Origin of the sequence: Streptomyces sp. NPDC047000 (assembly GCF_040644295.1) — a bacterium.
Classification (GTDB): domain Bacteria; phylum Actinomycetota; class Actinomycetes; order Streptomycetales; family Streptomycetaceae; genus Streptomyces.
On the sequence record NZ_JBEYWE010000020.1, the window covers coordinates 78333 to 91007 of the forward strand.

Sequence of the window (12675 nt, forward strand, 5' to 3'; positions counted from 1 at the left end):
CCATGGCAAGTGCAGGTGGGGAGCTCAAGGCCTGGCTGACAGGGCTCGACGACGGCCGGATCCAACAACTCCTGCGGATCCCGACTCCGTTGATCTTCCAGGCCGGGCTTTCGCTCCGCCGGGACAGTTTCCGGTTCAACCGCCGCGAGGTGCGCTCCGTCCGTACCTGGCTCCAGCGGGCCCAGATCCGTGATCTCAAACCGGTCGCCGACGCCGCGGCCGCCTTCGCCGCTCTTCTGCTGCGGCACCGGGACCGCTACCCGGCGGACGTCCTGCTCGAACCCGATCTCGACAGCCTCGACTCGGTGATCGGCTCCCTGCCGCCGGTGCTCGCCCGGCTCACCCTGCACTCCATGGTCATGGGGGACGCCGGTCCCCGGCAGGCTCTCGCCGAGCGGCACTGGGAACGGCTGGTGGACGCCGCCGAGCGTCCCGGGGACGACTTCACGGTCGACGCCGCCGGGTGCCGTGACGGCGGTGGTGATGACGGCGGTGGTGACGATGACGGTGACGGCGGCGGGAGTGGCGGTGGTGTTCAGGTGGGTGTGGAGGACGGCTGTACTGAGGGTGCGGAGGGTTCGGAGGACGCTCAGGGCGGTCCGGGGGCGCGAGCGGATGAATCGGGGGGTTCTGTGATGCCGGGTGAGGGTGCGGAGCCGGACCAGGAGCAGGTGGAGGAGCAGGGGGTGGGGGCCGCCGGTGCGTTGCGGGCTTTGCAGGACCTGCGTTCTCGTGCCTCCGCGCTCGTCGACGTTCTCGGGGTGGCCATCGAGCGGGTGGGCGGCGGGTTCGACCTGCCCCCTGAGGTGCGCGAGCAGGTCGCTGCCTGGTCGCCTGCTCGGCGCCAGGTCGCCGATCTTGTCGGGCAGGCCGGGAGCGAGTGGGCTACTGAGGACGGGTTCGGTGAACTCGAAGCGGTGGTCGAGCAGTTGCGTGACGTGGAGGAGCGGCAGGCTCAGCGTGGCCGTCAGCTCGCCATGCTTCTGGAGCAGCGGGAAGGGCTCTTGTCGCTCGTCGGGCGGGCCGAGGAGGGGGGAGGTGAGGGTGGGGCCTATCTCGACTCCCTGCGGGTGACCCTTCGGACGCTCGATGCGGAGATCGCCGGGCTGGGGACGGACATCGCCGTCCCGGCTCCGGTCGTCCCGGCTGCGATCGTCCCGGCTCCGGCTGATCCGGCTCCGGTCGAGACGGACGTGGTGACGGCTGTGGCGGTCGGGGAGCGTCCGGTGGATTCGGGCGGGGCGGCCGTCGTCACGGGTGATCTGCCGGGCGAGGGCGGAAGCGTTGCGGTCGTCGACGTGACCGGCACACCGGAGACACCCGCCGCCGTACCCGACGCCCCCGTCGAGCTGCCCCGGCCTCGTGGCGACGTGCCGTCCGCCCGTGTGGCCGCGGCCGACGCCGCCCTCGCCGTCGAACCGGAACCCGGCGTCGTACCGCAGGCCGACATCGAGCCCGGACCCGAGACCGAGCCCGAGCCCGCCGCCGACTTCGAAGCCGAAGCCGAAACCAAAGACGACGCCGACGCCGAAGACGAAGACGAAGAGGCGCCAGACCCCGAACCCCCCGCCGAGGCATACCTCCCCTGGCACTCCCCCACCCCCGACGCCACCGCCCCCACCCCCGCCCCCGCCCCCGTGGAGCAGTTCATCCGTTCCGCGCGTTTCCAGGAGGCCTACTGGATGACCGTCGGCTCCGCCGAGCCGCCGCACCGGGCCGAGTGTCTGGCGTTCGCCGATGCCGCCTTCTCCTGTGTGACGCCCGAGGACGCCATGCCGGTGATGACCCGGTTCACGCCGGATCTCGACAAGGTGCAGAGCGACCGGGCGGCGCTGGTGCTGGCCGCCGTGGCCTCCGCGCGGGCCGGGCTGGTGGTCGGGTGGCCGAACGATCTGCTGTTGCAGACGGATCCCTGCGCCGCGCTGGACGGGGAGTGGGGGCAACTGCTCGAAGCCGTCGGTGAGGTGCTGCGGCGGTACCAGCGGGTGGATCCCGGCATGCTGCGTCCCGCCGGCGACGACACCGATCCGGTCCTCACCCGGTCCGGGGTCGCCGAGGAGGCCGGGCAGTTGCGGGTCGAGCTGCCGCGGCGCAAGATCGGGTACGCCCGTGCCACCCAGGTGCAGAACCTGCTGATGCGCCCCGATCAGCCCCTCGGTCACGCCCTGGAGGTCGTCCACGACTGGGCGTCCGGGCAGGCGGACGCGGCGGTGCTGGACGAGGTCTGGCAGGTGTTCCGCAAGCGGGACTCGTCCGAGCGGATCATCGAGGAGGCCGACGCCGCCATCCGCACCCCCAAGCAGGCCAAGGAGCCGATCGAGGCCAAGGCCAAGCGGGCGCTGCTCAACCGCATCGAGCAGGTGGCCACCCTGCTGTCCCGGGCCCGCGCGCTGGCCGCGCCGGAGGTGGAGGAGCGCGGCGACACCGTGACCGCGCTGAACCACGCCCTCGGTCAGGTGCGCGGGCTCGATCCCCTGCCGGGGGTGGAGGGTGCCGCCCTGCTGTGTCTGCGGCGCTGGCTGGAGGGGGAGTTGCCGTCGGCCGTCTCCCGGCCGCCCGTTCCCGTACGGCCCGTCGTGCCCGCCGACGGTGACCTCGCCGTCGACGACGACACGGAGGCGGCCGTCGCCTCGGACGCCGACGTGCCGCTCGGCGCCGCCGGGTTCGTGCCCGGACCGGAGGCGCTGCTCGCCGCCCCCGACCTGCCCCGTACCCCGGACGGAGCACCCGACCCGACCGCTCCCGGGTTCACCCGGGCCGTCGCCTCGCTGCTGGAGCCGGTGGACGTGCCGGCCGTGGTGACCGCCTACGCCCAGCGGGGTGATCTGCATCTGGCCGACGCCTTCGTCGAGGCGCTGGAGGCGGGGCTCGTGCCGGCGGCCGCCGAGGGGGCGCAGGCACTGCCGTCCGGGTGGCGGGGGCTGCGCGACGCCCAGTGGGCGCGGTGGTCCAACGTCCGGTCGGAGACGCACCGGATCGCGGCCGGGCTGCTCGCCGAACTGCGTACCCAGCAGAGTCTGGACGAGCTGGACGAGCGTGAACTCGTCGGTCGGCTGGAGCGGTTGGAGCAGCCGGTCCCCGAGGGTGCCTTCCGGACGGCCGTCGACGGGATCCGGCGGCTGGAGAAGGACCTGCGGGCGCTGGTCGACGCGTATGTGCGGCGGCTGCGGGAGCAGTTGGAGACGCTGACGCTCTCCGAGAAGGACCACAAGCGGATCAGCAGTCTGCTGGAGGCCGGTGACACCGTCACCGCGGAGGAGTGCCTCGCGCTGCTGCGCAAGGGGGACGCGCTGCCGGACTGGAGCGGCGCCGACCTGGGCGGGGAACTGGACCGGTTCGTCGCGGGGCTGAGCGCCGTCTCCCCCGTCAAGGCGGGGCAGCAGGGCTTCTCCGCGCTGCCGTGGGCCGAGCACTACGCGGACGGACAGCCCCTCACCGAGGGCGCGTTGGCGGGTCTCGAGTCCTGGGACGCGCTGAGCAAGCCGTCCACGCGGGGCGCGGAGTGGCAGAAGCACGTGCCCACCGTGCTGCGGCTGCTCGGGCTCGAGGGGCGGCCGCCGACGCGGGACGACGGCCGTCAGGTCCGGGGGATCTCCCGGCTGACCGCCAAGGTGCGGGCCGGTGAGAGCGTTCCGGGGTACGTCGCCGAGCTCGGGTCCGCCGCGACCGCGTACACCGTGCTGGTCGTGTCGGACGAGCAACGCGGGCGCAGCCCGCTGGAGTTGCTGGACCGCGGTGACACCGGGGCGTGCGTCATCCTCTATCTGTATCCGCTGGGGCTGACCGGGCGGCGGGCCATGGCGCAGCACGCCCGGACCTCGGTGCCGCAGGCCCTGGTCGTGGACCCGGCCGTGTTCGGGTGGGTGGCGGCGCGTTCGCCGCGGTCGTTCCGGGCCGTGCAGCGGGTGACGCTGCCGTGGACCGGCTTCAACCCGTACACGCCGTTCGTGGCGGGACTCGTACCGCCCGAGGTGTTCTACGGCCGTACCCGTGAGATGGCCACCGTGACCGATCCGCTGGGTGCGCTGTTCCTCTACGGCGGGCGGCAGTTGGGCAAGTCGGCGCTGCTGCGCACCGTCGAGGCCGACTTCCCGTCCACGCCGGACCGCAAGGCCGTGTACCTGGATCTGAAGGCGCGCGGGGTCGGTGAGGCGGAGCCCGCCGACCGCATCTGGCCGGTGCTGGCGGCCGAGTTGCGGCGGGTCGGCGTCCTGGGGCCGAAGGTGTCGACGACCGTGTCGCCCGACGTGCTGCTGGAGCAGGTGCGGCGCTGGCTGGAGGAGAACCGTGAGCGGCGGGTGCTGGTCCTCGCCGACGAGGCGGACGCCTTCCTGACCGCCGACTCGAAGGCGGTCCGGGGCAGCGGTGGGGAGGGCACGTTCGCCAACGTGGCGCAGCTGAAGGGGCTGATGGACAGCACCGACCGGCGTTTCAAGGTGGTGTTCGCCGGGCTGCACCAGGTGCAGCGTTTCAGCCGGCTGTCCAACGTGCCGCTGGCGCACGGCGGTGAGGAGTTGATCGGCCCGCTCAAGCCGGCCGAGGCGCAGCGTCTCGTGGTGGAGCCGATGGCGGCGTTCGGGTACCGCTTCGAGCGCCCGGAGCTGGTGTGGCGGGTGCTGGCGGCGACCAACTACCAGGCGTGCCTGGTGCAGATCTTCTGCGAGCGGCTGGTCACCGCGCTGCGGGAGAAGCCGCTGGGGTCGGCGCAGTGGCCGGTCACCGTCACGGAGGACGACATCCGGGGGGTGACGGGGGCGCCCGAGGTGCACCGGCACATCGCCGAGCGGCTGCGGCTGACCATCAACCTGGAGGACCGCTACCGGGTGCTGGCGCTGCTGATCGCGCTGCGCAGCCAGGCCGACGGCTTCCATCTCGGCTATGACGCGGACGAGTTGCTCAGCGAGGCCAAGCGCAACTGGCCCGACGGGTTCCGTCGGCTGACCGCCAGCGACGTGAAGATCTATCTGGAGGAGATGGTGGGCCTCGGGCTGCTGATCCAGCAGGCCGACCGGCGTCACTACGCGGTCCGCAGCCCCAACGTGGTGCATATGCTCGGCACCCGTGAGGATCTCGAACTGGAGCTGCGGCAGACCGAGTTCAGCCTCCCCTACGACTACAACCCACGTTTCTCGCGGCGCCTGCTGGGCACCGACCGCGCCGGTATCAGCCGTTACAGTCCGCTCACCGAGCAGCAGTTGTACGAGGCGACGAGCGCCGGTCTGACCCTGGTCTGCCTCACCAGGGCGCACGGGCCGGAGCTGGTGGAGCCCGCCATCCGGTCCTACGCCGACGCGCGCGCCCTCACCGTGCACACCGCGGACCCGGACACCCTGGTGGACGTCCTGACCCGTGCCACGCGTGCCACCCGCGACAAGGATCCCGGCGTGGTCGTCGCCGACCTGCGCCCCTGCGGTCCCGACACCGTCGGGCAGGCTCTGGAGCGGCTGTACCAGCACACCGTCGGCGCCAAGGGGATGCCGCAGCGTCCGGCGATCGCCCTGGTCGGCCCGCGGGCGCGGGAGGTCATCGGGGACGAGCGGGCCGTACGGGTGATGCGGCCGGAGCGGTGGAACACCGACAGTCTGCGGGCCTGGCCGGAGTGCCCGTTCGACACCCCGGACAAGCGGCGGCGGCTGATGGAGGCCACCGGCGGCTGGCCCAGCCTCGTCGAGCGCACCGTCGATCTCGCCACCCGGGGCGGCGCCACCCTGGAGGCGGCGCTGGAGGCGACGCTGACGCAGTACGCCCGGGAGAGCGTGGCCCGCGACCATCTGGACCGGGTCGGACTCGACGAGGACGTGCGGGACCTGCTCACGGTGTGGGTGCAGTACCTGGAGCCCGGGGAGCGGTGCAACGGCGGTGACATCGCGGCGGCGACCGATCTCGGGCTCGACGAGGTACGCCGGTTCACCGACCGGCTCGCCGACCACGGGGTGCTGGACGACAACGAGGACGGGTACGCGCTGGACCCGGTCACGTTCCGCGCACTGGGCACGGCGGTGCGGGGCCGGTGAGCACGGTGACGGGGGCCGGCACGGGCGGTGCCGGCGAGATGACCACGCTGCCCGGGGTCAGGATCCGGCTGGGCCGTCTGCTGGCCGACCTGAACGCCGGCCGCAGCTGCCTGTGGCTGCTGCCGCGGACCCTGCTGGCGGAGCCGGACGGAGCGGCGGAGCGGCTGCTCGGCGAAGTGCTGCACGAACTGGCCGACTTCATCCTGCTTCCGGCCGACGACCCGGCGGCACCGCGGGCCGCGTTCCGGCCGCCCGCGCTGCCCTCGGCCCGGTTCCCGGACCCTTTCCCGGCGCGGGAGAGGTGGTCGGGTCTCGCCCCGGTCCTGGACTACGACGACGGCCTGCCGGATCTGGCGGCCGTCGTGCCCGCGCCGTTCACCGCGGGCCCTCCGCCTCCCGGGGCGGTGCCGGACGGACGGGAGGATCCCGCGGGACCCCACGGGCTCGAGGATGTCGAGGGTGCCGAGGGTTCCTGGGGCGCCTCGGGTTCCTGGGGCGCCTCGGGTGCCTCGGGCGGCGAGAAATCCGACGGACCTGACGGGCCGGACGTACCTGACGGGACTGACGGGCCGGACGTCCCGGACGGACCGCTTCCCGGGGCCGTGCCCCCTCCCGTCCTCACCCTCACCCCCGCCGAGGCCCTGGCCGGTCTGCTGGAACGGCTGGCCAAGGAGGTGGCGCCGGGCTTCGCCGATCCCGCCCGTCCGGCGCTGACGAGGGCCGCCGGTGACAACACCGCCGGCGATGTGCTCGTCCGCCTCGCCGGGGGCCGCCGGGGTCATCCGGCCGAGACCAGGCCCGTGATCGTACGGGGCTGGCGCGAGCCGGTGCCGTCGGCCGCCGCCGATCTGCTGCGCCGTCTGGTGGCGACCGGCAAGGAGGCCGGGCTGCCGCCCGCGCGGGGGCCGCGTGCCCTGGTCGTGGCGTGCACCGAGGACATACCGGCCGGGCTGCCCGGCCAGTTGGCGCGCGAGGACATCGCGGTGCACTGGTGGTGGGGTGCCGTCGGCCGGCTGGACACCGCCACGGTGGTGGCGCTGTCCCGGCCGCCGCTGCACTCCGACGTGGACCGGCGGCACCTGCTCGAAGCGGTCACGCAGGCGACCGTCACGGAGCTCTGCGGCCCGTTCCTCGACGTGGCCGCCGCGCTGGCCGCGCGCTGGACGGACGGCCGTCTGGAAACCCTGCCGGACGCGCTCCGCGAGGTGATGGCCGTACTCCCGCTCCCGGACGACGCGGCCGGCGCGGCGCACCCGCCGGGCGCCTCCGGCGGAACCGACAACCCGCAGCACGTCCCGGACGAGGCCGCGCCCCCGCAGCGCATCCCGGACGGCACAGCGCCCCCGCAACGGGTCCCAGGCGGCACGGCGCCCCCGCAGCGCACCGGGCCCACCGCACATCTCAGCGGCACCGGACCCGTTCCCCATCCCGGCCGCACCGGACCCGTTCCCCACCCTGGCCATCCCAGCCACCCCGGCCGTCCCGGGCCCGCCCCGTACCCCGGCCGCGCCGAGGCGACGAGGAATCCGGGCCGTCACCCCGACGAGAGTCTGCTGGCCGCCTGGAACGCGGGGGCCGTGGAGAGCTGGGACGGCAGGCTGCGCTCCCACCCGCACCACGACCTCGACCTCGACCTCGGTCCCGGCCACGAACCAGGGCCGGGGCACGGGCATGTGGTGGCCGCCCGGGTCTGGCTCGCCCAGAACCACGTGCTGCTGCCGCTGCTGGACGACGCCCGTGAGCGCTTCGCCGCGACGGTACGGCGCCGGGCCCGTGTCCCGCTCCCCCGGCTCGCGGAGGAGTACGGTCCGCACCGTGACGCCGACGCCCCCGCCGAGTCGCCCGCCAGGATCATCGACACCCTGGAACTGGGCGCGATGTGGGCGGCGCACTGTGACTCCGCGATCACCCTGACCCCCGTGGAACGCCACCATCTCCGGGTCCTGCGCGACACCCGTAATCTCCTGGCCCACCGCATTCCGCTGGACGGCGATCATCTGCACCGGCTGATCAAGGAGTTGTGCCGCTGAGCGGGCCGGGCGAGGTTCTCAGGTCACCAGGCCCTGCCGGTAGGCGTAGACGACCGCCTGGACGCGGTCCCGGAGGTCGAGTTTGGCGAGGATGCGGGAGACGAAGGTCTTCACCGTCTCCTGGCTGATCAGCAGCGTGGCCGCGATCTCGCTGTTGGAGAGGCCGCCCGCGATGAGCCGCAGGACTTCCAGCTCGCGGGGTGTGAGGGGGAGGCCGGGCGGGGCGGCTCCGGTGGCGGGGCGGATGCGGGCGGCGTAGCGGCCGACCAGCTGGCGGGTGACGTCCGGGTCCAGCAGGGCCGCTCCGGCGGCCACCGTGCGGATGCCGTGCAGGAGCTGGGCGGGCGGGGCGTCCTTGAGGAGGAAGCCGCTCGCGCCCGCCCGGAGGGCCTCGTAGACGTACTCGTCGAGGTTGAAGGTGGTCACCACCAGGACCTTCACCGGGTTCTCGACTCCGGCTCCGGCCAGTCGGCGGGTGGCCTCGATCCCGTCGAGGACCGGCATGCGGACGTCCATCACCACGACGTCCGGGCGGAGTTCGTGCGCGAGGTCCACCGCCGTCCGGCCGTCTCCGCACTCGCCGGCGATCTCCAGGTCCGGCTGGGCGCCGATGATGGTCACCAGGCCGGTGCGGATCAGGATCTGGTCGTCGCAGACGAGGACACGGATCGGTGGTGCGGTCACGGCCGGCCTCCCGCCCCCTGAGTCGGCGGCCGGGCTCATGACGTGCTGCTCGCGGGGATGCGGGCCCGTACGACGAAACCGCCGTCCGTCCGCCGGTCCGCGCTGAAGTCGCCGCCGAGGACGTCGACCCGCTCGCGCAGACCGGCGAGGCCGCGTCCGCCGCCGCCGGGGGAGGCGGACGCCCGCGGCGCGGTACCCGGAGGGCGGCCGTCCGTGCTGACCTCCACGGTGATGTCGCGGGCCCCGTGGCTCACCTGGACCGAAGTGGGGCTGCCGTGGGCGTACTTGAGGGCGTTCGTCAGGGCTTCCTGGACGACCCGGTAGGCGACCAGGTCGGCGCTGCCGGTGGATTCGGCCGGGGTGCCGTTCTCGGTGAACTCCACGGGCTGGCCCGCCCGCCGGGTCTGTTCGACGAGGGTGAGGAGCCCGCCGACGGCGGGGGTCCTCGCCTCGCCCTCCTCGTGCCGGACCGTCATGGACGAAGTCCCCGTGCCGTGGTCGGGGTTGAGGAGGTCGAGGAGGTGCCGCAGGTCCGTGATGGCCCTGCGGCCCGTGTCGGTCACGGCGGTCAGGGACTCGTCGAGGCGGTCGGGCGCGGCGGTGAGATAGCGGGCGGCCTCCGCCTGTACCACCATGGCGGTCACGTGGTGGGTGACCACGTCGTGCAACTCGCGGGCGATACGGGCGCGTTCGGCGGTGCGGGTGTCCTCGGCGACCCGGCGGCGCTGCTCGGCCTCCGCGGCGCGGGTGCCGCGCAGCCAGGCCCCGGCGCCCCAGAGCAGGACCACCGCCAGGTAGAACGTCACGAACTCGCCGGCCGGTTCGCCCGTTCCGAGCCGGTACAGCGCCACCGCCAGCGCGAGGTACGCGGCGGAGAGGACGGCGGCGGTGGGACGGCGGTGCCGTTCGAGGTGGGCGCCCGCGCTCAGCAGGGCGATCGGCAGGGCCGTACCGGCGACGGAGTGGTAGGCGCGCAGCTGGTCGGTGGCGAACCCCAGCGACACCAGGGCGAGGCAGAGCGCGGGCCGGCTGCGGCGCAGGGCGAGCGGGAGGCATTCGAGGGCCAGCGCGGCGACGGCCAGGGCGTCGTAGGGGCGGGGGGTGAGGCCGCCGAGCCGGGTGCCGTGGCTCTGGAACGACGGCAGGAGCGCCAGGGTGAGGATCAGGAGCCCCAGGGGGAGGTCCCGGACCGTGACGTCCAGCCGGTTCCACCGGTTTCCCCGACTCGAGCCGGACCAGAGGCTCCACAGCTTCGGAGCCTGCCGCAGTGTGCTCACCGGGGGAGTGTAGCGACGGCGGGGGTCTCGGCGGTGCGGCGGCTGCGGCGGGGCAGGACGGTGCCGCGCCGGCGGGCCAGCCACATGAACGCGATCGTCGTCAGCAACCCGAACAGCACCGAGTACAGGCTTCCCTCCGGCCCGAACGAGCCGCCCGTGATCAGCTTCGCGCCGGACATCGAGGAGTCCAGCAGGCCGTGCGTGGAGCCGTTGCCGGAGACCTCGGTGCTGAAGATGCCGGACTCGGCGAAGTTCCAGCCGAAGTGCAGGCCGATCGGCAGCCACAGGGAGCGCGTGGCGACGTAACCGGCGGTGAGCATGCCGCCGGCCTCGATGGCGATGGCTATGGCGCCCCACAGGGTGGCGTCCTTGTTGAGCAGGTGGGAGAGGCCGAACAGGGTGCCGGTCAGGACCAGGGCGATCCAGGTGCCGGTGCGTTCCTCGATGATCCTGAACAGGACGCCGCGGAAGAGGAGTTCCTCGGTGGCCGCGGCGGCGGCCATGAAGCCGACCAGTCCCGTGGCGCCCGGGAGGGAGCCGAGGCCGTCGACGTGGTAGTCGCCGAGGAAGGCGATGTTCCCGATCACGGCGCCGAACAGCGCGGCTCCGAGCAGCGTGCCGCGCACGATGCCCGGCACGGCGCCGTCGCGGGCGGCTTCGGTGACCGGGCGGTGCTCGGTGCGCCGTACGACCCAGCGGTAGACCGCCACCGAGAGGACGGCCGTCAGCAGACCCAGGACGAGGGTGAGGAGGTCGTTGTCCTGCACCGCGGCCACCGCCTGGCTGCCCGCCGCCGCGATGGCGGCAACGGCGAGGAGCTGCCACACCAGCCTCAGCCTCGAGATCATGAGAATTCCCTCCCTCTGTGCGGCCGGAGCGCCGCGACCAGGGGAAACGCTACGGATCCGGCGGCCGGGAATCGTCACCGCGCAGAGGGCACTTGCGTGTAGCTCTCACGGGGGACGAGCCGCACAAGCCGTCCGGACCCCCCCGGGCGGTCCGGGTGGTCCGGTGCCGGGGCCGTGTTTGGTGCGCGGTTGATTGGTTGATCGAACTTCCCGGGTTCCGCCTTGTCGTGCCGCCGTCGCGGCGCGCAGCCTCGGTGGCGCATCCCCACACCACCGACCGGGAGGTCACCCATGTCCGTTTTCCGTACCGGCCGTTCGCCGGGACGCCGTCGGCGGTCGGCCCTCGCCGGGCTCGCGTCCGCGGCGGTGCTCGGCGCGAGCGCGCTGCTCGCCGTGCTGGCGCCGTCCGGCACCGCGGCCCCCGGGACGGCCGCCGCCACCGCCTCCGACCCCCTCCTCGGCGTCAACATGTCGTTCTTCGACGGTGCCGACCATCTCGCCACCGACTCCGCGACCCAGACCCTGTTCAGGGGCTGGGGCACCCCGATGGTGCGGGTCCCGCTGCGGTCGGCGTTCGACGACGGCACGGCCGTCACCGACGCCCAGCTGCTGACGGCGCTGCGGGGCGTGCAGGCGGTCGGCGCGGCTCCGGTGCTCATCCTGCACGGGCCCGGGGGCGGCCGTACCGACGCCGACATCACGACGTCCGACAGCCATCTGCTGGACCTGGTCCACCAGGTGTTCGGGAACTCCACGGCCTATCTGGAGTTCGGCAACGAGCCCGATCTGGGGTCCGCCACCGCGGAGGCGTACGCCGCCTCCTGGAGCGCGGTGATCCCGACGCTGAAGTCCCTCTACCCGTCCGCCGACTACCAGTTCGTGGGCCCGGACACCTCACGGGTGGACGGCACCTACGCGGACTACATCGGCACGTTCCTGGCGAACGCCTCGCCCGCGCCGGACCTGCTGTCCTGGCACGAGTACGTCTGCGACACCACCGCGAGCGGGTGGCAGAGCACCTGCACGAGTCATCTCGCCAACTGGCAGACCCATGTCACCAACGTGGAGAACATCGTCAGCGCGACGATCGGCCGCACCCTGGACTACCTGATCTCCGAGTGGAACATCGACGCCGACTCCGCCGGACAGGCCTACACGAGCGCCAACACGGCCTACCTGTCGACGTGGACGACCCAGGCCATCGCCACCCTGCGCGCCCTCAGCCCCGCGCCCGCCGGCGCGATGATCTACACCGCCACCGACCACGGCGACTTCGCGCTGGTCAAGGGCAGCACCACCCTCACCACCCAGGGCACCGCCTTCCAGGCCGCGATCGGCACGGGCGGCGGCGGGACCACACCGCCGCCGTCGAGCGGGGTGACGGTCGGGTTCGAGGACGGCACGACGCAGAACTGGTCCGGCTACTACGGCAACGCCAATCCCGCCGTGACCACCGACCTCGCCTACGAGGGCACCCACGCCCTCCGCTTCACCCTCAACTCCGGCGGCCACACCGCCGTCGGCACCGGCACGAACCTCAGCGCCGTACAGCCCGGTTCCACCATCACCTACCACGTGTACGCCGCCCAGTCCGGCACCACCGTCACGCCCTTCGTCCGCGACAAGAACTACTCCCCCACGTCGGTCGGTCCGGTCGCCCTGCCCGCCGGCCGGTGGACGACCGTGACGTGGACGGTGCCGTCCGTCGCGAGCATCGGAGCCATCGGCCTCGACGCCTCCCCCGGCACCGGGACCGTCACCCTCGACGCCCTCACCTGGCCCACGCCCTGAACCATGACCGGGACCGGGCACCGGACGCCGG

At 73.4% G+C, this 12675-nt stretch carries 6 protein-coding genes; 3 read left to right on the top strand and 3 right to left on the bottom strand.

Going from position 1 to position 12675, the window contains the following annotated elements:
- Positions 1 to 2: 2 nt before the first annotated feature.
- Both ABZ862_RS27095 and ABZ862_RS27100 read left to right on the top strand, forming a co-directional pair.
- Positions 3 to 6014 (top strand): ATP-binding protein, encoded by a 6012-nt coding sequence (locus tag ABZ862_RS27095; protein ID WP_360963074.1) that lies wholly within the window; start codon positions 3 to 5, stop codon positions 6012 to 6014.
- The gene (locus ABZ862_RS27100) at positions 6011 to 8044 is read left to right on the top strand and encodes a hypothetical protein (RefSeq protein ID WP_360963076.1); all 2034 of its coding nucleotides are present in this window, start codon (positions 6011 to 6013) and stop codon (positions 8042 to 8044) included. The genes ABZ862_RS27095 and ABZ862_RS27100 overlap by 4 nt, the downstream gene beginning before the upstream one ends.
- An 18-nt stretch (positions 8045 to 8062) precedes the next feature.
- Here the strand turns inward: ABZ862_RS27100 and ABZ862_RS27105 are convergent, their stop codons facing one another.
- The 3 genes from ABZ862_RS27105 to ABZ862_RS27115 all read right to left on the bottom strand — a co-directional run bounded on the left by ABZ862_RS27105 (position 8063) and on the right by ABZ862_RS27115 (position 10841).
- Positions 8063 to 8728 (bottom strand): response regulator transcription factor, encoded by a 666-nt coding sequence (locus ABZ862_RS27105; protein ID WP_360963079.1) that lies wholly within the window; start codon positions 8726 to 8728, stop codon positions 8063 to 8065.
- 35 nt (positions 8729 to 8763) lie between these two features.
- Positions 8764 to 9930, bottom strand: a complete 1167-nt coding sequence (locus ABZ862_RS27110; protein ID WP_360963260.1) for a histidine kinase — start codon at positions 9928 to 9930, stop codon at positions 8764 to 8766.
- 71 nt (positions 9931 to 10001) lie between these two features.
- Positions 10002 to 10841 carry a CPBP family intramembrane glutamic endopeptidase gene (locus tag ABZ862_RS27115; RefSeq protein ID WP_360963263.1) on the bottom strand — a complete coding sequence of 280 codons (840 nt, stop codon included), beginning with the start codon at positions 10839 to 10841 and terminating at the stop codon, positions 10002 to 10004.
- Positions 10842 to 11144: 303 nt separating this feature from the next.
- On the opposite strand from ABZ862_RS27115, the gene ABZ862_RS27120 reads away from it, so the two are divergent.
- On the top strand, positions 11145 to 12644 hold the full coding sequence (locus tag ABZ862_RS27120) for a hypothetical protein (protein ID WP_360963082.1): 1500 nt from the start codon (positions 11145 to 11147) through the stop codon (positions 12642 to 12644).
- Positions 12645 to 12675 lie beyond the last annotated feature (31 nt).

What these genes read in the sequence shown, in the direction of transcription:
- ABZ862_RS27120 (WP_360963082.1), top strand. Translation starts at nt 11,145, where the DNA reads ATGTCCGTTTTCCGTACCGGCCGTTCGCCGGGACGCCGTCGGCGGTCG.
- ABZ862_RS27095 (WP_360963074.1), top strand. Translation starts at nt 3, where the DNA reads ATGGCAAGTGCAGGTGGGGAGCTCAAGGCCTGGCTGACAGGGCTCGAC.